The organism is Bradyrhizobium sp. UFLA05-89 (assembly GCF_059803475.1).
The window spans coordinates 12,254-33,032 of the sequence record NZ_JBANBA010000105.1 but is presented as its reverse complement, the minus strand read 5'-3'; the positions used below and the strand labels follow the sequence as shown (position 1 = coordinate 33,032).

The following is a 20,779-nucleotide window of genomic DNA, read 5'->3' as shown; positions in this document are numbered from 1 at the left end:
CACCAACTCCCCATGTGAGCAATCCAGATTGTCACCGCGGAAAGACCCTGGATTGCTTCGCTGCGCTCGCAATGACGAGATTCGGGCGCGTGCGATCCACGACTCCAACTGTCATCGCCCGCGCAGGCGGGCGATCCAGTATTCCAGAGGCAGTGCGAGGATACGGAGAAGCCGCGGCGTACTGGGTTCCCCGCCTTCGCGGGGAATGACAGCGGTGTGCGCGGAAAGGCCGGAAACCAACGACCGCGCGAACGACGTCGCGCCCCTACTGCTTCATCGGCGCCATCATTGCGCCGCCCTTCTTCGTGGCGGGCGCGGGCGGCTTTGCGGCGGCGGCTTGCGCGGGGAGATATTTTGCCACGATCGCGGGATCGACCTGCGCGATGTAGGTGTCCGGCAGGCGCGTCCAGCTCTCGTCCTTGCCGAGGAGCGAGATGCCGAGATAGCCGCGCAAGGTGAGCGTCTGACCATCCGGGCTGACCTTCATGTTGGCCTTCCAGATATTGCCGTCGCGCGGATTGAGCACGTTGCCGCCTTCATACTTCAGGCCGTCGCGCTTCATGTCGCGCACGAAGGACAGGCCGAGCACCGGCGCATTCTTGCGATCATCCGTGCATTTGGTGCAGGCCTCGTTCGGATCATCGCCCGGGCGCGGGAAGGTCTTTGCGATCACGCCCTCGAAGACGCCGTTGTGGTCGATGAAGAGAAACCACCCGACCTGCCTGCCGTCCTCGATCTTCTGCCAGAGGCCCGCAGCCGTGGGCTGCTGGGCCTGCGCTGCGACGGGCCGCGGCATCGCGAGCGACAGCGCGAGACCGAGCGCGACGAACGAGAGCAGTCGGAAGCTCGAAAAGTTATTCCGCATTATGATCACCTGGCTAACCCACGACTGGAATGGCCGCAGACTAAGGCTATTTCGCGAAGGGTTCCAGCGCCAGAAACACCGGCGTGCCCTCCTCGTTCCGGCTCGGATCAGTTGACTCCGAGCTTCTTTTGCAGGCTGGACGAGGACGTCGTGTACTGGAACACCAGCCGCTTCTCCGGATAGACGTAACGGTGGGCTTTTTGCGCCATCAGCGCGCCCTCGTGGAAGCCGCACAGGATCAGCTTGATCTTGCCCGGATAGGTGTTGATGTCGCCGATCGCGAAGATGCCGGGCACGTTGGTCTCGAACGCGGATGTCTCGACCGGCACCAGGTTGTTCTCCAGCGCGATCCCCCAGTTCGCGACCGGGCCGAGCTTCATGGTAAGCCCAAAGAACGGCAGCATGGTGTCGCAGGCGATCTCGGTGATGCTGTTGTCGTTGCCCTTGATCGTGGCGCCGGCGAGCTTGCCGTCGCTGCCCGAGAGCGCGGTGACTTGGCCGAGCTTCAGATCCATCTTGCCGCTCGCGACGAGCGCGCGCATCTGCTCCACGCTGTGCGGCGCGGCGCGGAATTCATCGCGCCGGTGCAGCAGCGTGATGCGCTTGGCGAGCGGATGCAGATTGAGCGTCCAATCGAGCGCGGAATCGCCGCCGCCGACGATCAAGATCTCCTTGTCGCGAAACTGCTCCATCTTGCGCACGGAGTAATGCACCGAGGCGCCTTCATAGGCCTCGATCCCCGGCACTGGTGGACGCTTGGGCTGGAACGAGCCGCCGCCGGCGGCGATCACCACCACCTTGCATTCGAACACCTTGCCGGCATCGGTGGTAACGCGGAATGCGGGATCGCCGATCTTCTCCACCGTCTCTACCATCTCGCCGAGATGGAACGTCGGGTGGAACGGCTTGATCTGTTCCATCAGCGCCTCGGTGAGGCCCTGCCCCGAGATGTGCGGAATGCCGGGAATGTCGTAGATCGGCTTCTCCGGATACAGCTCGGCGCACTGGCCGCCGACCTTGTCGAGGATGTCGACGAAGTGCGCCTTCATGTCGAGAAGGCCAAGCTCGAAGGCGGCGAACAGACCGCAGGGGCCGGCGCCAATTATCAGCACATCGGTTTTGATCGCGTCGCTCATGTCGTCTCTTTATCGGTCGTTATCGGTTGGACGGCGCCCGGCGGGCAACGGAAAAGGCGCGGTTCCTGTCTAGCCAACGAGAACGGCCCAGGGAAGGCATAAAAGCATTGGCCGCCTGCCGGCAGGACTACTTGCCGGGACAGGATAACTGGGATGTAACGGCGGGGGAAATGACGGAGATCAACCGGTGAATGCACCAAGCCGCCTGGATTCAGCGCCGTGCCTTGCGGATTTCCCCTATCGTCTCAGCGACAATGTGCGCTTCGGCGATCTCGATCCCAATCAGCACGTCAACAACGCGGTCTATGCCACCTATTTCGAGACCGGCCGCGTCACGCTGATGAAGGATCCCAAGATCGGGCTGACGCCGCCGGGGCTCGCCTGGATCATGGTGCGGCTCGACATCCATTTCCGCGCCGAGTTGCACTGGCCGGGCACGATCGAGCTTGGGCTCGGCGTCGTGAAGCTGGGGCGGACGTCGGTGACCTTCGAGCAGGTCGTGTTCTGCGAAGGCAGATGCGTTGCCTCCGCGATGTCGGTCGGCGTCCTCATCGAAGAGCCCTCGCGGCGACCGACGCCGCTCACCACCGAGGTCATCGAGAAGCTGAGGCCGTGGCACAAGCGCGGCATCGAGGTCGCGCCGCCGAAAGCTCTAGATTTATAAGTTAGGCCTGCCGTTCCGGCGTCGACACAACGAGCCCGTCGAGCTCGTCGGATACCTTGATCTGGCAGGACAGGCGCGAGTTCGGGCGCACGTCGAAGCCGAAGTCGAGCATGTCCTCTTCCATCGGCGTCGGGCTGCCGACCTTCTCGCGCCAGGCTTCGTCGACATAGACGTGGCAGGTCGCGCAGGCGCAGGCGCCGCCGCATTCAGCCTCGATCCCGGGAATGGCGTTGCGGATGGCGCCTTCCATCACGGTCGCGCCGTTCTCGACTTCTACCGTGCGGGTTTCGCCCTTGTGGTCGACATAGTGAATTTTGGCCATGTGTGCTCGTGCTGCCGGAGCTTTGGAAATGAGGGAGGGTCCGGGCTGTCCTATAACGGGTCGCTTGGCGCCGCGCCATAGCGTTTTCGAGCGAAGTGGAGACCGATTCGCGTGAAGAAAACGCGTCAGAACAAAAGACTTGAGCCCGGTCCTGAGCACGTCAGAACTGGGCTCTCGTGCGGTCGCCCCAGGGCAGTTTGCGGAATTGGAGACCCGGCCTCAGGCGCGGCGCAGCATCGTCTCGATCGCTTCGCGGGCGTCGGCCACGGCCTCCTTCAGCACGGCGAAGGCGCGAGTCGGGTTGTCACCGGTCCGGATCGCGCATTCGAGCTCAGCGGCCGCAGCCGCCACCGCAAAGGCACCGATCCCGCGCGCCGAGCCCTTCAGCTTGTGCGCCAGCGCGGATGCATCTGCGGGGAGCGCTGCCATCGCCGCGACCAGCCGGCTCGACTGCTCCGCGAACATCGCGAGCACCTCGGATTCGAGCTCGGCATCGCCGAGGGTCATGCGCGCGAGATGGTCGAGATCGAGGGGATGGTCGAGGGGAGCAAGCGGTGGCGAGGGCATCCAGTCCATCCGTTGCAGATCAGGCGTCATGGCGCGGGCCCCGGCATCGTTGGCAACGCGCCGGTCCGGCGGCGAAGCTTTCGTCTCACCCAACCACGGAAATGGTTAATGGAACGTTAGGTGCCTTTGACCCAATTCCGCCCGCATATTGACGAAAAGTTGCCGCAATCGACAGAGTTCCGTGGAGAATTTCATTTATTGCTAAGGCCTTACGGCCCAATCCTGTTAACGATGATTAAGATTGTCTTAATCGCGGCCATTTCTTTCGCAGCGCTCTGCCAATAGGATGTTGCGGAAATTGGCGGACAAGCCGTCTCGGGTGGGGGACGGCAACGAATCCGCGTAAGCGGCATGAACCGGTCTGTGGGCTTGCGCGACACGCTGGCCGCGCGGGGGCACGTGTACTAGTAGCGAGGGCTCATACTGAACATGGCGAACACTCCCAAGAAGGTCAAAGACCCCACGGAAGTCGCGCTTTCTGCAATCCAGGAAGCCCTGAACATCAGCGATACGGCCGCGGACACTAGCCGCGCCTCTGCAGTGCGCACCGACAACGCGCCTCCGCTGCCGCCACCGGCGCCGCCTTCCTTCGATGAGCCGACCTTCGAGGCGCGTCCCACCGCGACCGAGCGACCGGTGTTCGACCCGATCGAGGAGCCGCGCACTCCGCGCCGCGCCGCCAATGACGACCGCGAGACCATCGGTCAGCTTCTCCAGGCGCTTCAGAAGGGCCGCCCTGCCCGCAACGTCTACACCTTCGCAACCGTCTTCGCCGGCATCTGGCTTGCGGCCTGTGCTGCGCTGTCCGTCGGCTTCCTGCCCTCGATCCATGCCGCCATGGGCCAGAGCGGCGGCGTGCTGGTCATCGCGGGCCTCGTCGCGATGTTCTTCGCGCCCATCATGCTGTTCTACTTCCTCGCGAGCCTCGTCTGGCGCGGCCAGGAAATGCGCATGATCGCGCAGGCGATGGCGCAGGTCGCGATCCGCTTCTCCGAGCCGGAGGGTTCGGCCTCCGACTCGATGGTCACGGTCGGCCAGGCCATCCGCCGCGAGGTCGCGGCGATGGGCGACGGCATCGAGCGCGCGATCGCGCGCGCCGGCGAACTCGAGACGCTGGTCGCGAACGAAGTCGCCGCCCTCGAGCGCGCCTATAGCGACAATGAGGTGCGCATCCGCGCCCTGCTTCAGGACATCGCGCATCAGCGCGACAACCTGGTCGGCCAGGCCGAGCAGGTCCGCAGCGCGATCTCCGGTGTGCAGATCGACCTGCGCCACGACATCGCGCTGATCTCGGACGCGATTGCCTCGCGCGTCGACGAGGTCGCAAAATCCATCACCGGTGCCCTGGAAGAGCGAGGCGCCCACATCACCAGCGCCTTGAGCAATGCCGGTGACAACATGATCCTCGCGCTCGGCGAGCGCGGCGGCGACCTTCTCGACCGCCTCGAGGAAGCCAGCAACGAGACCACGCGCGCCGTGCTCGATGCCAGCGAGCGGCTGACCACCAGTCTCAACTTCAAGACCGGCCACGTCCACGACGAGTTCGTCGACCTCGCCGACCGCGTCCACGAGATGCTGAACGAGCGCATCGACCGCATCACCGGCGAGTTCGAGCAGCGTTCATCCGCGATCGTCGACGGCATCTCGGAGCGCACCGAGCAGGTTCACGACTCCCTGAAGAACTCCTCCGACTCGCTTCTGCTCGAGCTCGAGCTGCGCTCTAGCGACCTCTCCGCCAAGATCGACGACGCCGGCAACCGGCTCGCCGGCCACATCATGACGAGCGGCGACAAGGCGAGCGAGGCTCTCGACGCCACCGTCAACACGCTGGTCGCCAAGGTCGTGAGCCAGACCGAAACCGCGCACGATTCCCTCTCCTTGCAGATGAGCGCGTTCGACGAGCTGGTGAAGAACCAGGGCGCTGATCTCGTAGAGAGGTTCGCCCGCGACTCCGGCACGCTGGGCGCGCTGATCACACGCCACATCTCCGAGTTCGACCGCACGGTGAAGACGTTCGGTGGCGAGATCGTCGAGCGCATGGGCCAGCGTACGACTGATATCGCCGAGACGCTGAAGACCTATGTCGACAATTTCGACACCCGCCTCACCTCGAATGGCGGCGAGATCACCGCGGCACTCGACCAGCGCCTGGTGCAGTTCGAAACCACGCTCGGAGAGCGCGTCACCAACCTCGACGGCTCGCTCAACAGCAAGCTCGCCAACTTCGACGGTGTGATCGAAGGCCACATCAAGACCTTCGACGATCAGCTCGGCGGCCGGGTCGTCGCGCTGGAACAGTCGTTCGACACGCGTGCGAAGTCCGTCACCGAGACGATCGACAACCGCCTCGGCACACTCTCGACGTCCTTGACCGATGGTGCATCGCAGGCGATCCAGTCGATCGACTCGCGCCTCACCCACCTCACGGCGTCGCTGACCGACGGCGCGACACAGGCGATCCAGTCGATCGACGCCCGCCTGACGCACCTGACCACGTCGCTGACCGGCGGCGCGGCGCAGGCGCTGCAGTCGATGGATACCCGCTTCACCGAGCTCACGCTCTCGCTGACCAACACAGCGGCTCAGGCGGTCCAGTCGGTCGACTCGCGGCTCACACTGCTGACCTCGACCCTGTCCGACGGCACCGCGCAGGCGATCGAAGCCGTCGACCGCCGCATCACCGGCGTGACCGAGACGATCGACGGTCGCAGCTCGCTTCTCGCCAGCACGGTCGCAGCGCGCTTCCAGGAAATCCACCAGGCCATCGAGACCAAGGTCGGCTCTGTCGCCAACGACATCGACGTGCGTGTTGCGCAGTTCGAGGACCTGCTCGGCTCGCGGGTCGAGGCCGTGGCCGGCCGCATCGAGAGCAGCGGACGTCAGGCCAGCGAAGACCTGATGTCGCGCGCGGAGATGATCTCCACGACCATCCGCTCGCATGTCGAGGACGCCGAGCGTTCGCTGACCAACCTCGTGGTCAACACCAGCGAGACCATCCAGACCGGCGCCAGGACGGCGCAGCAGTCGCTGATGACGGTGTCGTCCGACGTCAATGCACAGCTGAAGACGACCTCGTCCGACGTCAATGCGCAGCTCAAGCTGACCTCGTCCGAGGTCGAGCGCGCGCTGACCGCCGTCGGCACGGGCGCTGCGAACTCGATCCTGACCAGCGCCCGCGAGGCGCAGTCGACCCTGGTGTCCGCATCGGGCGAAGCGTCCAACCAGATCAAGTCCCTGTCGGCCGACGTCGAGCGCACCCTGTCGGCGGCGGGCTCGGCCACCGCAGCTTCGATCCTGGCCGGCGCGCGCGAGGTGCAGACGTCCCTCATCACCGCTTCCTCCGATGCCGCCAACCACGTCAAGACGCTCACGGCCGACGTGCAGCGCTCGCTGTCGCTGGCCGGCAGCACGACGGCAGAGGCCATCACCGCCGGGGCACGCGACGCGCAGAGCACGCTGATCGCGGCTTCGACCGAGACGGCGAACCAGATCAAGTCGCTGTCCTCCGACGTCCAGCGTTCACTTTCGATGGCCGGCACGTCGACGGCCGAGACGATCACGGCTGGCGCGCGCGAGGCCCAAAACACCCTCGTCACCGCGTCCTCGGATGCGGCGAGCCAGGTGAAGTCGCTTGCCGCCGAAGTGCAGCGCTCGCTGTCTCAGGCAGGCCAGTTCACCGCGGAGACGATCACGACCAGCGCCCGTGACGCGCAGAGCACCCTGCTCGCGGTCTCGGCCGAGCAGACCGGCCAGGTCAAATCGCTCGCCGTCGAGATGCAGCGTTCGCTGGCCATGGCCGGCGGCGCCACCATCGAGGCGCTCACGGCCGGCGTCCGCGACGCGCAAGGAACGCTCGTCACCGCCTCCTCGGAAGCGGCGAGCCAGATCAAGTCGCTGTCTACAGACATCGAGCGGACGCTCACCGCGATCGGCGCCGATACCGCGGCGGCGATCCTCAACAGCGCACGCGAGGCGCAGTCGTCGCTGACCGCGACGTCGGCGGATGCGGCAAGCCAGATCCGCGCGATCTCGACCGACATCGAGCGGGCGCTCGGCACGGCGACCTCGAACGCCACCAACGACATCCAGACCAGCGCGCTCAATGCTCAGAATGCGCTGATATCAGCCTCGAACGAGGCAAGCTCGCGGGTCAAGTCGAGCTCGGCCGACGTCGAGCGCTCGGTGCTCGCCGCCAGCGGCTCGTTCGGCCAGGCCATGACGGCCAAGACCGACGAGATCGTCACCTATGTGCAGCAGCAGGCCGACCGCCTGTCGAACTTGATCGACGCCAAGCGCGGCACGCTGGTGGACGCGATCGGCTCGAAGACCAGCCAGCTCACGCTCGACATCGACCGCGTCACCTCCGATGCGCTGAAGTCGATCGAGACGCGCGGCCAGGCGTTCTCGCAGTCGATGTCGGGCAACGGCAACGAGGTCGCACGCACCATCAACGCGGCGAGCGAAGTCGCGACCGGCGCGGTCAACAAGTCGCTCAGGGATCTCGAGCAGGCCTCGCGCGCGGCGATCGACCAGTCGCGCCAGGTTTCGATCGCGGCGGTCACCGAGATGCAGGAGACCAGCAAGATCCTGCGCACCGACACCGTTGCCTTGTTCGAGCGTCTGCGCGAAGGCAACATCCTGCTTCAGGAGGTGCTGACCGGAGCGCACGACAACCTCAACTCGCTCGAGCGTGCGCTGGTGACCCGCGTCGCAGACTTCGTCTCGGCGATGAACGACGTCACCGCGCGCAACGGCGCGGCGACGCAGAACCTCGAAGAGCAGCTCAACGTCTTCAACACCAAGACCACGAAGGCGCTGGTCGACCTCGGCGAGCTCTCGACCCAGTTCGACGCACACGGCAAGGCGCTCGTCGATGCCGCGGCCGTCGTCGAGCAGAGCAACAAGAACACCACCGCCTCGCTCGCCGAGCGCAAGCAGGCGCTGGAATCGTTGGTCACCACGATCGACCTGCGTACCGCCGATCTCGACCAGCGGCTGTCGCGCTTCACCGGCCTGCTCGATGAATCGCTCGCCGCGGCCGAGGAGCGTGCCCGCGACATCGCGCGCGTCGTGGCGGAGACCGCCGGTGCGGGATCTGCAGCGATCACCCGCCAGTTCGAGGCGGTGCGCGCGGCTTCCGAAGAGGAGCACCGCCAGACCATCGACGCGATGCACGACATCTACCGCCAGACTACCGACGAGGCGGACACGATGTTCAAGCAGTCGGCCGAGAAGTTCGGCAATCTCGTCGCCAGCATGAAGCAGATGGCGTTCGAGATGCACAACGAGCTCGAGGCCACCCGCAACGAGCTACGCCGCGGCGTGCTCGAGATGCCGCAGGAGGCCGCCGAGAGCACCGCGCAGATGCGCAAGGTGATCGTCGACCAGATCGAGGCGCTCGCCGAGCTCAACCGCATCGTCGCCCAGCACGGCCGCGGCCTCGACGTCACGACCGCGGGCCGCGCCTCGGTTGCGCGTCAGGAAGAACCGATGCTGGCGACCGCCAACGGCAACCGCGGCACCGAAACGCGCATGCGCGATACCGGAAGCGCGTCGACCCTGCCGCCGCCGGACCTCGGCATGCCCGCCTCGCGCCGCACCGAAGCCCCGCCGGTCGCACCGGCCGGCAACGACCAGAGCCGCGACGGCTGGCTGTCGGACCTCTTGAACCGCGCCGACACCGGCCCTGCCGCCCCGACCGGCCGTGAAGGGCCGCGCGGCCGCACGGCTGCTCCGCAGCCGCCGCAGGCCCCGCAAAACGGCGGCAATCCGCTGGAGTCGCTGTCGCTCGACATCGGCCGGCTGATGGACCGCAACCTCGCCGCCGAGATGTGGGACCGCTACCAGCGCGGCGAGAACAAGGCCTTCACCAAGCGCCTCTACACGCCCGCCGGGCAGAAGGCCTTTGACGAGGTCGCCCGCAAGTATCGCGCCGACCGCAACTTCAAGGGCACGGTCGACCGCTACATCGCGGAGTTCGAACGCCTGCTCGATGAAGTCGCCCGCGACGGCCGCGGCCCGCAGGAGCTGCGCGGCCACCTCACCTCGGAGACGGGGCTCGTCTACACCCTGCTCGCCCACTCGGCAGGGCGGCTGGGGTAAGCGGTCACGCTCGCAAACAGCGAAATTAAAAGCGGAGGCCTCACGGCCTCCGTTCTTGTTTGGGTATCGAAAAGCTAGGCCGCGATACTTTCGCGCCGGAAGCGATATCAGCAGGCTTGCACTGGCACTTTATCTGGATATATGTCAGGATATAACACGTACGGATGGCTGCGATGGCCAATACTGCGCAAAAAAAAGCACTTCGAAACTACCGGGCTCGATTGACCAAGCGCGGCATGGCGCGGTTCGAGGTGCTCGGCCTCGATGCCGACCGCGAATTGATCCGATCCCTCGCCAAGCAGCTTGCCGAAGATACTGCAGAAGCTGAACGGATCCGTTCTGCTGTTCGTCAGACGATCGCCGGGCCATCGCCCAACAAGGGTGGCATCCTCGCCGCCTTGCGTCGCTCACCGCTTGTCGGGACCGATCTCAACGTCACCCGCGCGCGCGACACGGGCCGCAAGGTTGATCTGTGACGCGCTACCTCCTCGACACCAACATCATCAGCAATGTCACGAAACCAAGTCCGTCGCCAACGTTGCTGGCATGGATGGCCGAACAGAATGATCACGATCTGTTCGTCTCAGCTCTGACAATCGGAGAAATCCGACGAGGCATCCTGGAGAAACCAGCGGGAAGAAAGCGCCGCGCATTGGAAGCTTGGTTCGCGGGCCCTGAAGGGCCCCCGTCGCTATTCGCGGGCCGCGTACTGCCTTTCGACGAGCAAGCGAGCCTTGTCTGGGCGCGGCTAATGGCAGGTGGGACTGCGAACGGCGGGCCTCGCAGCGCGCTCGATATGATCATTGCGGCCGTGGCGGAGGTTCATGGATGTGTTGTCATGACGGACAACGAGAAGGATTTCGCAGGGCTGAAATTCGTCAACCCGTTGCGAGGGCGCGAAACGGACTAATGTCGGCATTGAACTGCGCCAGATGGCGCTGTCATAGTTTCAAGCAAGCACGTCGAACAGGAATTGGCCATGGTCTTCATTCTCTCGGATGAGGGGCGACGACAAATACCCTGCGGTCAAGCGTGCATTCGAGCGGTACGAAACCTATCTCGCCGAAAAGCGGACCACTTTTCCACCTCGCGCCTACGAACTTGCAACCTCCGACTGGTTCTACAATCCGAGGGATCACCGCTGCCCGCATGATGCCTGGCTGGAGTCGCTGCAAATATTGGAGAAGCCCGCCCCTCAGCCTCGCCAGCGATCCTGTTCGATCATGCTTCGTTTGCTCGGTGCGTACCATGATGGCCACATCGAGATTACGTATCCGACGGTGTACGCCTGCTCGCTTCAAGAGCTTTCGCCGAATGCGCGGTCGCACGGCGATTGGCGCTATGACGAGTTTCGAATTTCAGATCGCGGCCACTTGGTTCATGAGATCGAATGGGCCTACGGCGCTCAGTGCAAAGCGTTCGTGTGGATCATTGAAGCAGACGATATCGATTTCCGCTGGATACCTAGACAGGGAAGCGACTAGCGTCCTGCGCCTACTGCCGCTTCTGCCCCTGCGCGGCCTGAGCTGGCGCTGTGGCGCGCGCATTCGAAGGCGCAGGCGCCGGCTTCGGCGGTTCGGCCGGCGGCGGCGCCTGTTGCGCGCTGCTGTTGCTGGCGCCGAACAGGACGCGGGTCGGGTTACGGTCAAAATTGTTCACCGCGCGGCTGATGTCGCCGAGGGTGCGGCGGCCGTCGGTCATCAGCGCGCCGGAGCGCTTGTCGAAATCATCGGCGAGCTCGCGGATCGACTTCACCGCCTGGAACAGCTCGCCGCCGTCCCTGCCGCCAGCCAGCGTGTTGAGGCCGAGCATGAGACTGTCGGCCTTGAGCATGACGCCGTCGACCTTGCCCATGACGGCATCGATGCGCTCTGAGTTGCGCGCGAGCGAGGTCGTGAACGTCTCGAGATTCTTCAGCGAGTTCTTCACCGACTCCTGGTTGTCGGCGACGAGCTTGTTGATGTTCTGCAGCGTGCCGCGGATGGCCTCCGTGACGTCCTGGAGCTTGTTGGGATCGGCGGTGAGCGTCGGGATGCCGTCCTCGTCGAGCGGTGGCGCCGGGGCCGCCTCCTCGCCGCCCTTCAGCGAGATCGCGGCAACACCGGTCAGGCCCTGGAACTCGAGGCCGACCAGGGTGTCCTTGCGGATCGGGGCGTTGTTCTCGACCATGGCGAGTGCGACAACCCGACGCGGGTTGTCCAGCTTCACCGAGACCACCTCACCCACCCGGATACCGTTGAAGTTGACACTGCCACCGTTGCGCAGGCCCGCCGCCGGTCCCTCGAACACGACCCGCAGCGGGCTGCGCTGCTTGGTGGTGTGCAGCGACTGGAACCACAGCACGAAGCCGATCGCCGCGGCGATCACCGCCAGCGTGAAGGACCCGATCAGAACGTAATTCGCCCGCGTTTCCATCAAATGCTCCGGCTACATCAGCTCATGACCGCGCGGGCGCGCTTGCCATGGAAATACTGCCTCAACCAGGGATGCTGCGAAGCCTGCATGTCGGCGATCGACCCTGCAGCAATGATCTTACCGTTCCCTAAAACGGCGATGCGGTCGCAAGCTGTATAGAGGCTGTCGAGGTCGTGCGTTACCATGAAAACGGTCAGTCCCAAAGTGCGCTGGAGCGTCCTGACCAGCTCATCGAAATCGCCGGCGCCGATCGGATCGAGGCCCGATGTCGGCTCGTCCAGGAAGACCAGCTCGGGATCTAGCGCCAGCGCACGGGCCAGCGCGACACGCTTGATCATGCCGCCCGACAACTCCGACGGAAAGCGCTCGGCCACCTCCGGCTTGAGGCCCACCATGGCGAGCTTGGCCATGGTGATCTCGTCCATCAGGCGCTGCGAGACCTTCAGATATTCGCGCATCGGAAATTGGATGTTCTGCCGCACCGTCAGCGAGGAGAACAGCGCGCCCTGCTGAAACAGCACGCCCCAGCGCCGTTCGACGCCACGGCGCTGCGAGCTATTGGAGGAATCCAGATCCACGCCGAACACCTCGATACGCCCGGCGACCTTCGAGACGAGGCCGATGATGGTACGCGTCAGCACCGATTTGCCGGCGCCGGAGGGACCGACGAAGCCGAGGATCTCGCCGCGCTTGACGTCGAGGTTCAGCCCGTCGAGCACGCGCGTTGCGCCGAACTGCACAGTGATGTCGCGAACGCGGATGATGGGGTCTTGAATTTCGGGTGCCATCATCACATCCCGATCGATGCAAAGAAGATCGCGAACACGCCATCCATGACGATCACGAAGAAGATGCCCTTCACGACCGACGAGGTGGTGTGCTGTCCGAGCGATTCCGCGCTGCCCTGCACCGCAAGGCCCTCGACGCAGGCGACGATGCCGATCACCGCCGCCATCACCGGCGCTTTCACCATGCCGACGATGAAATGGTCGATCGAGATCGCGTCGCGCAGCCGTAAGAGGAAGGCTTCCGGATCGACGCCGCCATAGAGCCAGGCAACGAGCCCGCCGCCATAGAGCGCGGCCATCGCGCCGAGGAAGGCGAGGATCGGCAACGCCAGTACCAGCGCCAACATGCGCGGCAGCACCAAGACCTCGATCGGATCGAAGCCCATGGTGCGCAGCGCGTCGATCTCCTCGCGCATCTTCATCGAGCCGAGCTCGGCGGTGTAGGCGCTGCCCGAGCGTCCGGCGACCATGATCGCGACCAGCAGCACGCCGATCTCGCGCAGCACCAGCACGCCCAGCATGTCGACGACGAAGATGTCGGCGCCGAACCTGCGGAAATGGAAGATGCCCTGCTGCGCGATGATGCAGCCGATCAGGAATGTGATCAGCACGATGATCGGCACCGCGCGCCAGCAGACCTGCTCGAGATGATGCACGGTCGAGGTCAGGCGGAACGAGCGCGGACGGATCAGCACGCGACCGCTGGCTGCGAGCACCGCACCGAGCATGTCGACGAGATCGGTCACGGTCCCGGTGAGGCCGGCGACCCCGCGGCCGATCTGCTCCAGCATGCCGGTGATGGTGATGGTGCCGGTCTCGATGACCGGCGTCGCCTTGACCCGCCGCACCTCGTCGACGAGGCTCGAATAGTTGGCCGAGAGCCCTGCGATCTGGGCCTCGACCGCGCCTTGCGTCAGGCTACGGCGCAGCCGCTCGATCAGCCAGGCGCCGAAGGTGTCGAGCTTGGAGACTTCGGAGACGTCAATGAAGATGTTCGGCTGGCTGCCGGCGAGCTTTTCGGCGTCAGCCACCATACGCTCCAGGGCCGGCGCGAAGCTCGCGGTCCAGGTTCCCGTGGCGCAAAGTGCCAGCGCGTTGCCCTTGGCAATCCGCTCCAGCTTTGGATCGCCGTTCAAGATGTCCGCTCCCTAGCGAAGGGTTCGGATGAGAAGAGATGGTTGCGCACGCGCCCTTACCTTGAAGAAGGTATCCCCAACCAGCCATAGTTAGTTGCATCAGGTAACCAGCCGGTTCAGAAATTGCCAGAGTTCTAAATGACTTCCAGCAAACTTCCAATGTTGGCGGCGCGAATCGAGCGCTTCCCGATCGCCGGCCTGTTCACGATCAGCCGGGGCGCCAAGACCGAGGCCGTGACCGTCGTGGCGGAGGTGAGCCGGGGCGGCCTGACCGGCCGCGGCGAATGCGTGCCCTATGCGCGCTACGGGGAGACCCCGGAGGTGACGCTGAGGACGCTCCAGGCCATGCAGGAGGCGATCGGGGGCGGACTGGACCGCCGCGCCCTGCAAGCCGCGATGGCCCCAGGGGCGGCCCGCAACGCCCTGGACTGCGCCCTGATCGATCTGGAAGCCAAGGAAGCGGGTCTGCGGGCCTGGAACCTGCTCGACCGCCCGGTTCCGGTAGAGCGCACCACCGCCTACACGATCTCGCTGGGTACGCCGGAGGTTATGGCGGAGGCGACGGCCAAGGCTGCGCACCGCTCGCTCCTGAAGATCAAGCTCGGCGGCGAAGGCGATCCCGAAAGGATCGCCGCTGTGCGGAAGGCGGCTCCCGAATCAGAGCTGATCGTCGATGCCAACGAGGCCTGGACGGCGGCCAATCTGGAGCAAAACCTCGCCGCCTGCGCCGAGGTCGGCGTCATCCTCGTGGAGCAGCCGCTGCCGGCCGGCCAGGACGAGGCACTGGCGCGCATCAAGCGGCCGCTCGCCGTCTGCGCCGACGAGAGCGTACATGACCGCTCCTCGCTCGCGCCGCTCCGCGAGCGCTACGATGCTGTCAACATCAAGCTCGACAAGACCGGCGGCCTGACCGAAGCGCTTGCGATGGCCGACGCGGCGCAGACGCTGGGTTTCGAGATCATGGTCGGCTGCATGGTCGCGACCTCGCTGTCGATGGCACCCGCAATGCTGGCGACGCCGCAGGCGCGATTCGTCGATCTCGATGGGCCGCTGCTGCTGGCGAGGGATCGCGATCACGGCCTGCGCTATGACGAGAGCCTCGTCTATCCGCCGGAGGCCTCGCTCTGGGGGTGAGCGAAGAGGTGATGCCGCGCGGTCCACATCAGCACCGCGCCCGTGCCGGCCATCGCAGCCATCAGGTAATACAGCCCCTCGCCATAGCGCGCGTAGATCGCGCCCGAGATGATCGAGGTCGTCGAGCTCAACAGCCCGCTGGTTGCCACGTAGTAGCCCTGCCCGCGCGCCATCTGATGCGCGGGCACGTGACGCACCAGCAGGTTCATCACACCGACCTGGGTGAGGCCGAAGCTCAGCCCGTGTGTGAGCTGGACGATCGCGAGCACTGCGACCGGCGGCTCTTGCGCCGTGATCGCCCAGCGCGCCACCGCGCTCAGACCCCCGATCACAACCAGCAGCGAGGGATGCAGCGAAAGCCGGGGCGAGACCGCAAAGACGATGATCTCCGCGAACACGCCGAGCGCCCACAGGCCCGCGATGGTCAGCCCGCCGAGCCCATGAGCCTGCCAGTTGATCGAGGCAAAGGTGTAATAGGCGGTATGGCTGCTCTGGATCAGCGCCGCCGAGGCGATGATCGCGAGGAAGCTCGCATCGCGCAGCAGGCGCTTGCCGCCATGCGCGCCTGCGCTCTTTCGTCGCGACTCATCCAGCGGCTGAAGCGAAAGGCCGCTGAAGGCGGTGAGCGCCGCAAGCGCGACGATGACCCAGATCAGTTCGCGCGCGGCGATGACGTCGACCAGGAGCCCGCAGGCGAGCGCACCGGCGATGAACGCCACCGAGCCCCACAGCCGCAGCGGCCCGTAGTCGAGCTTGTAGCGGGTGACGCCGCGCAGCGCATAGGCATCCGTCAGCGGCAGCAGCGGCGTCCAGAAGCAGCAGGTGACGATATAGAGCAGCAGCACCGGCAGGGGTTGATGCTGCATGCCGACCATCGCGAAGCCGATCGCCGACGCGAACGCGGTCAGGATCAGTGCCGCGCGCACAGCCTGGCGCCGCTCGGCGAAGCCGGTCACAAAGGGCAGTGTGGTGAAGCGCGTGACCGCAGGGACCGCGCTGATGATTCCGATCCAGGCCGGCTCGATGCCGACCGCCTTCAGCCACACCGTGAAGAAGGGCAGATGCGTGCCGAGGACGGCGAACGAGACGCTGTAGAACAGCGCCAGGTGCACGGCGAATCGCCGGCCTTGCACTGCTGCGATGGGGATTTGTGATTCGCTCTTCATCAAACCAATTGCGATTCGGTCGATATCGTGGTGATCGTTACTGTAACGCGCACTGATTTGCGCGACGAGATTGCCATGGCCACTGAAGCATTCGCCCTCTCGCCCATGTCTGCCCGCGCGGCCGAGCCGAACGAGCAGGACTACGATGCGATCCGCGAGGCCTTCATGGAGACCGCGCGCGGCCGCTGGTTCCTCGGCGAATACGCCAAGCGCAACCGCAACGCCGATACGCGCATGGTGCTCGAGGCGGTCGCGAAAATCGAGGAAACCCTAGCGGCACAACGCCAACCCGTCGTCGAAGACCGGCTGCCCGAGGCACTCGTTGCGATTCGCCGCGCCATCCGCGAGGCCGAGACGATCGCGATCGCGGCCGTCGATCCGACCCTGCTCGAGACCAGCCTCGGGCCAATCCATCGCGGTGTGCGCATCATTAGGGAGATCTCCTGGCGCTGGCGCGAGATCGGCGCCGACGGGCGAATCTGCGACCTGATTGATTCGCAGCTCGCAGCCATCGAGGCCGCCTGCGGACAGACGTCGATCATCGACCCCCGTACCGAGCTCAAGGCCGCCTTCGATCTGCTCAGGGACCACGTCGAGCGCGTCGAAACGGGAGACGCGGCGGCGACTCGCCCCCCGCCCGCTCCGGCGCCCGAGATGCTCGCGATGGCGGATGCCGAGACAGCGATGTCGGCAAGCGAGCCACCCGCAGCGGAGATGCCGCGGGAGGCCGCGACAGTTTCCGAGCCTGAGGCCACGGTTGCCGCGACCGAGGTCGTCGGCGAGGTGGCGATCAACGAGGCGATGGACGTCGCCAGCGAGCCCGAGCTGGCGGAAGGCCACATCGCGATCGAAGAAAGCGCTGCCAAACCTGCCCCCATTGCGCAAGCCGCCGACAAGTTCGCGATCGACGCCGCAGCCGAGGCGGAAGACGAAGCTATTCTCGAGCGGATCGCGATGGAGATGGCCGCGCCCGATCCCGAGTTCGACGAGGCGATCGCCGAGCCTGCTGAAGCCACAGCCCCTGTCGAGACGCCCGTCGCCGCCGAGCCGGTCTTGCCCGAACCGGCCTTGCCAGAACCAGCCTTGCAAGAACTAGCCTTGCAAGAGCCAGCTTTGCCCGAGCCGATCGCAGCCGAACCGGTCGCGCCGTTCGAGCCCGCCGTTGCGATCATGGAACGTCCGGCGCCAACAGAGGCCTTGGCAGCTCTGCATGCGACGCTACAAGCGGCTTCGCAGGCTTCGTCCCTTCCGATGCCCTCGCCGCTGTCGGAGCCGTCACTCGGCGCAACCATTCTCGCGAGCGGCATGCTGCAAAAGCCACGCCCAGCAGCCAACGATCCACTGGCGCCAATCCGCCGCATGACTCAGGCCGAGAAGATTGCGTTCTTCTCGTGAGGCGCGAGCTCGGGGAACGACACCGAGGGTGCTTCTCGTTAGCTGAAGGCGCTCCAGCTCAAGAAGCGGTTCCCAGCGTGACGCAGATCACGCCTGGCGCCATCGTGACTTGCATCACGTACACTTCATGAACCCGGTCTAGCGTCCCCGCAACCAATCTCACGTCGAGATTAGTCCGAGGGAGCACGCTCATGTTCCATTTCAAATCATTCCTGATGTATGCGGGCCTGCTCGGCAGCCTGTTCGGCTTTGCGTGCAATCCCGTTGCCGCGCAGACCGCGATCGTCGAGCAGGGCAATGCCGCGCCGACCGCGCTGCAAGGCCCCGAGCAGCGGGTGGCGCTGGTGATCGGCAATTCGAACTACCGGAATGCCCCGCAGCTCGTGAACCCCGACAATGACGCGCAGTCGATGGCGCAATTCCTCAACTCCGCCGGCTTCGAGGTGATTTCCGCAACCGACCTGACCCAGAACGACATGCTCAGGGTCGTGCAGGACTTTTCCGCGAAGGTCGCCTCGCGCGGACCCAACACGGTTGCGATGGTCTACTACGCCGGCCACGGCGTGCAGCTTGCCGGCGAGAACTATCTCGTGCCCGTCGATGCAAAAGTCTCGAACCCGACCGAGCTCGTCAACAATTCGGTCCGCCTGGTCGACGTGATGTCGACGCTGGAGACGATCCCGAGCCGCATGCGCATCGTCATTCTCGACGCCTGCCGCAACAATCCGTTCCCATCCCTGATCGATGCCAATCGCGGTCTTGCCATCGTCGATGCACCGAACGGCTCGATCGTCGGCTATTCGACCGCGCCCGGTGCTGAAGCTCTCGACGGCAAGGGCGATCACAGCCCCTACACCCAGGCCTTCCTCAACGTCGCGCGTGAACCGAACGTGCCGATCGAGCAGCTGTTCAAGCGGGTGCGGCTGGAGGTGAACCACACCACCGACGGCCAGCAAACGCCGTGGGAAAGTTCGTCGCTGACGAGCGACTTCTATTTCTTCGGTGCCACCGCGGCTGCCGCCAACCGTGCGCCGGTGAACGCGCCGGTCGTGCAGATGGCGTCCAACCTGCCGAGCCGCTCCGCGCGGCAGGCCTACGATTACGTGCTCTCCGAGGGCAATCCTGAGTACTATCAGGAGTTCGTCCAGATGTACCCGCACGACCCGCTGTGCGACCACATCCGCTCGTTGCTCGCCAACCTGCTGATGGCGGAAGCCTGGCACAAGGCCGTTCTCACCAACTCGCCGGTCGCCTACAAGAACTTCTACGACAGTTACGTCCGCAGCCCCTATGCAACGTCGGCATTGACGCTCCAGATAGAGCCGAAGCAGATCCCGCTGATGCAGGCGACGCATTTCCTCGCACCGCAGACCATCGCGCCGACGCTGAAGCCCGGCAATCTCGGCCCGACCAAGTACATCCCGCTCGTCAAGCAGGGCAATGGCGGCGCGCTGAACAACGCCAACAAGCCGATCGACAGCAACGTCATCGGCAAGGTCGGCAGTGGCGGCCAGATCAGCACGCCGCCCCCCAACAATCAGCCGAACACCACGCCGTCGCAGCTCCCGGGCAAGATCGTGACCCTGCCTGCGCCGACCAACGGCACGACCAACAACGGCACCGCCGGCAAGATCGTGACGCTGCCGGCGACGACCGTGGGCAAATCCAACGTCGACATCAAGAACGTCGACGTGAAGACCAACAACGTCCAGCCCCAGAACCAGCCGAACCGGACCGACAACGGCAATACCGGCATCGTCAAGCCCAACAACAATCCGCCGAACAACATTCTGCTGCAGACCAACCGTCCGCAGCTCAACACCATGCCGAGCCGCGCTGGCGGCGGTGCGATGAACAACACCTTCAAGCCGCAATATGCCCAGACGATGAATCAGGCACCGGCGAACGCCGGTATGACTCGCCGCATCGGCTTCATGCACTGATCACCCCTGGCTGCAACAATGGCGAAGGGCGGAGCAGCAATGCTCCGCCCCTTCGTCACGTCAGGCTGGGCCGCGCGAGCACGATCTCGGTGTTACTTCTCCCCGACGGGGAGAGGTAAACGGAGCACTTCGGCTCACACCAACCGACGAAGAATCAGGCCACGAGCTCGGCGAACAAGTCGGCATCGACATTGCCGCCCGACAGCACGATGACGACGTTCCTGCTGGCAACATCGAGGCGGCCGGCGAGCAGCGCGGCGAGGGCAACGGCGCCGCCGGGCTCGACCACCAGCTTCAGCTCGCGATAGGCAAACGCGACGGCCGCGCCGACCTCCGCATCGGAGGCCGTGACGCCACGCGACAACAGTTTGCCGTTGATGGCGAAGGTCATCTCGCCCGGGATCAGCGCCATCAGCGCGTCGCAGATCGTGCGTCCGGCAGGGGCATGCGCCTCGCGGTGGCCACTCGCAAGCGAGAGCTTGTGATCGTCGAATGCCTCGGGCTCGGCCACGACGAGCTGGGCCTGCGGATAACGCGCTTTCACCGCAGTCGCGACGCCCGCGATCAGGCCGCCGCCGGAAGCCGGCGCCACGACGATGTCGGGCGCAATGCCGAGCGCCGCCATGTCCTCGGCGATCTCGCGGCCTGCGGTGCCCTGCCCTGCGATAACGAAGGGATCGTCATAGGGCCTGACCAGCGTTGCGCCGCGCTTCTCTGCGATGCCGCGCGCGATCGCCTCACGATCATCACGGTCGCGATCGTACAGCACGACCTCGGCGCCGTAGGATTTGGTGCGCTCGCGCTTGGAGAGCGGCGCATCCGACGGCATCACGATGGTCGCCTGCATGTCGAGGATTTTTGCCGCGGCCGCCACGCCCTGGGCGTGATTGCCCGAGGAGAACGCAACAACGCCGCCGCTGCGCCTGTCCTGCGGAATCGAGGACACCTTGTTGAAGGCGCCACGGAACTTGAAGGAGCCGGTCCGCTGCAACATCTCCGGCTTCAGGAACACTTTTGCGCCGACGCGCTCGTTCAGCACGGGGAAGGACAAAAGCGGGGTGCGGATGGCGAAGGGCGCGATCACGCGCGCTGCGGCATCGATGTCGGCAGGTCCGACCGGGAGGGGCTGTTCCGTCATGGGCAATT

General features: G+C 65.2%; 17 protein-coding genes. 8 read left to right on the top strand and 9 right to left on the bottom strand.

Annotated features, from left to right (window positions below):
* Nucleotides 1-265 precede the first annotated feature (265 nt).
* Together SO139_RS36370 and SO139_RS36365 are read right to left on the bottom strand one after the other, a co-directional pair.
* Nucleotides 266-865 carry a DUF2147 domain-containing protein gene (locus SO139_RS36370; protein ID WP_449383344.1) on the bottom strand — a complete coding sequence of 200 codons (600 nt, stop codon included), beginning with the start codon at nucleotides 863-865 and terminating at the stop codon, nucleotides 266-268.
* A 107-nt stretch (nucleotides 866-972) separates the two neighbouring features.
* On the bottom strand, nucleotides 973-2,001 hold the full coding sequence (locus SO139_RS36365; RefSeq protein ID WP_449383345.1) for an NAD(P)/FAD-dependent oxidoreductase: 1,029 nt from the start codon (nucleotides 1,999-2,001) through the stop codon (nucleotides 973-975).
* Between the two features lie 187 nt (nucleotides 2,002-2,188).
* Between SO139_RS36365 and SO139_RS36360 the strand changes: the two genes are divergently transcribed.
* Nucleotides 2,189-2,665, top strand: coding sequence for an acyl-CoA thioesterase (locus SO139_RS36360; RefSeq protein WP_498541522.1), 477 nt, complete (start codon nucleotides 2,189-2,191; stop codon nucleotides 2,663-2,665).
* A gap of 1 nt (nucleotide 2,666) precedes the next feature.
* Here the strand turns inward: SO139_RS36360 and SO139_RS36355 are convergent, their stop codons facing one another.
* On the bottom strand, nucleotides 2,667-2,987 hold the full coding sequence (locus tag SO139_RS36355) for a 2Fe-2S iron-sulfur cluster-binding protein (RefSeq protein ID WP_027528626.1): 321 nt from the start codon (nucleotides 2,985-2,987) through the stop codon (nucleotides 2,667-2,669).
* Nucleotides 2,988-3,206: 219 nt separating this feature from the next.
* A complete protein-coding gene (locus SO139_RS36350) occupies nucleotides 3,207-3,584 on the bottom strand; it encodes an Hpt domain-containing protein (RefSeq protein ID WP_498541521.1) in 378 nt (125 codons plus the stop codon).
* 399 nt (nucleotides 3,585-3,983) lie between these two features.
* Between SO139_RS36350 and SO139_RS36345 the strand changes: the two genes are divergently transcribed.
* From SO139_RS36345 to SO139_RS36330, 4 genes are all read left to right on the top strand, one after another.
* Nucleotides 3,984-9,656 carry an apolipoprotein A-IV repeat region-like domain-containing protein gene (locus SO139_RS36345; RefSeq protein WP_498541520.1) on the top strand — a complete coding sequence of 1,891 codons (5,673 nt, stop codon included), beginning with the start codon at nucleotides 3,984-3,986 and terminating at the stop codon, nucleotides 9,654-9,656.
* A gap of 173 nt (nucleotides 9,657-9,829) precedes the next feature.
* On the top strand, nucleotides 9,830-10,132 hold the full coding sequence (locus tag SO139_RS36340) for a hypothetical protein (protein ID WP_449383368.1): 303 nt from the start codon (nucleotides 9,830-9,832) through the stop codon (nucleotides 10,130-10,132).
* A complete protein-coding gene (locus SO139_RS36335) occupies nucleotides 10,129-10,566 on the top strand; it encodes a type II toxin-antitoxin system VapC family toxin (protein ID WP_498541519.1) in 438 nt (145 codons plus the stop codon). The genes SO139_RS36340 and SO139_RS36335 overlap by 4 nt, the downstream gene beginning before the upstream one ends.
* A gap of 88 nt (nucleotides 10,567-10,654) precedes the next feature.
* A complete protein-coding gene (locus SO139_RS36330; protein ID WP_498541518.1) occupies nucleotides 10,655-11,140 on the top strand; it encodes a hypothetical protein in 486 nt (161 codons plus the stop codon).
* Between the two features lie 10 nt (nucleotides 11,141-11,150).
* On the opposite strand, the gene SO139_RS36325 is transcribed toward SO139_RS36330, so the two are convergent.
* The 3 genes from SO139_RS36325 to SO139_RS36315 are packed head-to-tail and all read right to left on the bottom strand — an operon-like array spanning nucleotide 11,151 to nucleotide 13,995.
* Nucleotides 11,151-12,071 carry an MlaD family protein gene (locus SO139_RS36325; RefSeq protein ID WP_498541517.1) on the bottom strand — a complete coding sequence of 307 codons (921 nt, stop codon included), beginning with the start codon at nucleotides 12,069-12,071 and terminating at the stop codon, nucleotides 11,151-11,153.
* A gap of 17 nt (nucleotides 12,072-12,088) precedes the next feature.
* Nucleotides 12,089-12,859, bottom strand: a complete 771-nt coding sequence (locus SO139_RS36320) for an ABC transporter ATP-binding protein (RefSeq protein ID WP_027528623.1) — start codon at nucleotides 12,857-12,859, stop codon at nucleotides 12,089-12,091.
* 2 nt (nucleotides 12,860-12,861) lie between these two features.
* Complete coding sequence (locus SO139_RS36315; protein ID WP_449383352.1) at nucleotides 12,862-13,995, bottom strand: MlaE family ABC transporter permease; 1,134 nt, start codon at nucleotides 13,993-13,995, stop codon at nucleotides 12,862-12,864.
* Between the two features lie 138 nt (nucleotides 13,996-14,133).
* Between SO139_RS36315 and dgcA the strand changes: the two genes are divergently transcribed.
* The gene (gene dgcA / locus SO139_RS36310) at nucleotides 14,134-15,129 is read left to right on the top strand and encodes an N-acetyl-D-Glu racemase DgcA (RefSeq protein WP_498541516.1); all 996 of its coding nucleotides are present in this window, start codon (nucleotides 14,134-14,136) and stop codon (nucleotides 15,127-15,129) included.
* Here the strand turns inward: dgcA and SO139_RS36305 are convergent.
* The gene (locus SO139_RS36305; protein ID WP_498541515.1) at nucleotides 15,099-16,295 is read right to left on the bottom strand and encodes an MFS transporter; all 1,197 of its coding nucleotides are present in this window, start codon (nucleotides 16,293-16,295) and stop codon (nucleotides 15,099-15,101) included. The genes dgcA and SO139_RS36305 overlap by 31 nt on opposite strands.
* 75 nt (nucleotides 16,296-16,370) lie before the next feature.
* Between SO139_RS36305 and SO139_RS36300 the strand changes: the two genes are divergently transcribed.
* On the top strand, nucleotides 16,371-17,690 hold the full coding sequence (locus SO139_RS36300; RefSeq protein WP_449383355.1) for a hypothetical protein: 1,320 nt from the start codon (nucleotides 16,371-16,373) through the stop codon (nucleotides 17,688-17,690).
* A 191-nt stretch (nucleotides 17,691-17,881) separates the two neighbouring features.
* Nucleotides 17,882-19,633: a caspase family protein gene (locus tag SO139_RS36295; RefSeq protein WP_498541514.1), complete on the top strand. Its 1,752-nt coding sequence runs from the start codon at nucleotides 17,882-17,884 to the stop codon at nucleotides 19,631-19,633.
* Between the two features lie 154 nt (nucleotides 19,634-19,787).
* On the opposite strand, the gene SO139_RS36290 is transcribed toward SO139_RS36295, so the two are convergent.
* Nucleotides 19,788-20,771 (bottom strand): threonine/serine dehydratase family protein, encoded by a 984-nt coding sequence (locus SO139_RS36290; RefSeq protein WP_449383357.1) that lies wholly within the window; start codon nucleotides 20,769-20,771, stop codon nucleotides 19,788-19,790.
* Between the last annotated feature and the right edge of the window lie 8 nt (nucleotides 20,772-20,779).

Excerpts from the sequence above, each read along its gene's own strand:
- SO139_RS36370 (WP_449383344.1), bottom strand. The coding sequence starts at position 865 with ATGCGGAATAACTTTTCGAGCTTCCGACTGCTCTCGTTCGTCGCGCTC.
- SO139_RS36365 (WP_449383345.1), bottom strand. The coding sequence starts at position 2,001 with ATGAGCGACGCGATCAAAACCGATGTGCTGATAATTGGCGCCGGCCCC.
- SO139_RS36355 (WP_027528626.1), bottom strand. The coding sequence starts at position 2,987 with ATGGCCAAAATTCACTATGTCGACCACAAGGGCGAAACCCGCACGGTA.
- SO139_RS36350 (WP_498541521.1), bottom strand. The coding sequence starts at position 3,584 with ATGACGCCTGATCTGCAACGGATGGACTGGATGCCCTCGCCACCGCTT.
- SO139_RS36345 (WP_498541520.1), top strand. The coding sequence starts at position 3,984 with ATGGCGAACACTCCCAAGAAGGTCAAAGACCCCACGGAAGTCGCGCTT.
- SO139_RS36340 (WP_449383368.1), top strand. The coding sequence starts at position 9,830 with ATGGCCAATACTGCGCAAAAAAAAGCACTTCGAAACTACCGGGCTCGA.
- SO139_RS36330 (WP_498541518.1), top strand. The coding sequence starts at position 10,655 with ATGAGGGGCGACGACAAATACCCTGCGGTCAAGCGTGCATTCGAGCGG.
- SO139_RS36325 (WP_498541517.1), bottom strand. The coding sequence starts at position 12,071 with ATGGAAACGCGGGCGAATTACGTTCTGATCGGGTCCTTCACGCTGGCG.
- SO139_RS36320 (WP_027528623.1), bottom strand. The coding sequence starts at position 12,859 with ATGGCACCCGAAATTCAAGACCCCATCATCCGCGTTCGCGACATCACT.
- dgcA (WP_498541516.1), top strand. The coding sequence starts at position 14,134 with ATGACTTCCAGCAAACTTCCAATGTTGGCGGCGCGAATCGAGCGCTTC.
- SO139_RS36305 (WP_498541515.1), bottom strand. The coding sequence starts at position 16,295 with ATGAAGAGCGAATCACAAATCCCCATCGCAGCAGTGCAAGGCCGGCGA.
- SO139_RS36300 (WP_449383355.1), top strand. The coding sequence starts at position 16,371 with ATGGCCACTGAAGCATTCGCCCTCTCGCCCATGTCTGCCCGCGCGGCC.
- SO139_RS36295 (WP_498541514.1), top strand. The coding sequence starts at position 17,882 with ATGTTCCATTTCAAATCATTCCTGATGTATGCGGGCCTGCTCGGCAGC.
- SO139_RS36290 (WP_449383357.1), bottom strand. The coding sequence starts at position 20,771 with ATGACGGAACAGCCCCTCCCGGTCGGACCTGCCGACATCGATGCCGCA.